This window comes from Staphylococcus sp. HMSC072B07 (assembly GCF_001815505.1).
Classification (GTDB): Bacteria; Bacillota; Bacilli; order Staphylococcales; family Staphylococcaceae; genus Staphylococcus; species Staphylococcus simulans.
Window position 1 is genome coordinate 5065 of sequence record NZ_KV820945.1, and the last position, 349, is coordinate 5413.

General features: G+C 39.5%; 1 protein-coding gene. It reads left to right on the forward strand.

Annotated elements, in window-relative coordinates:
• Positions 1-349: Rib/alpha-like domain-containing protein (locus tag HMPREF3031_RS13905; protein WP_257243588.1), on the forward strand; the 349-nt coding region annotated here is incomplete at both ends.

The following is a 349-nucleotide window of genomic DNA, read 5'->3' on the forward strand; positions in this document are numbered from 1 at the left end:
CACAACTGAACAAGAGGTCAAAGATAAAGTGACAGTACCTAACTTCCCAGTGGATAAAGGTACACCAGTGGTCACAGTGGAAGATCCAACTAATTTACCTGATGGAAATACTCATGGGGTATTTGATGTGCCGGTTACAGTCACTTATCCAGATGGTACAAAAGACCATGTAGTAGTTAAAGTTACTGTAGGCGATCAACCAGATAATGTGAAATACGATCCTAAAGCAGGAGAGGTAACTAAACATTATGGTGAAACAACAACACCTGATGAAGTAAAAGGAAAAGTTACTGTTCCAGGATATCCAGAAAACGTCCAACCATTCACAGTGACAGTAGATGAAACAAAA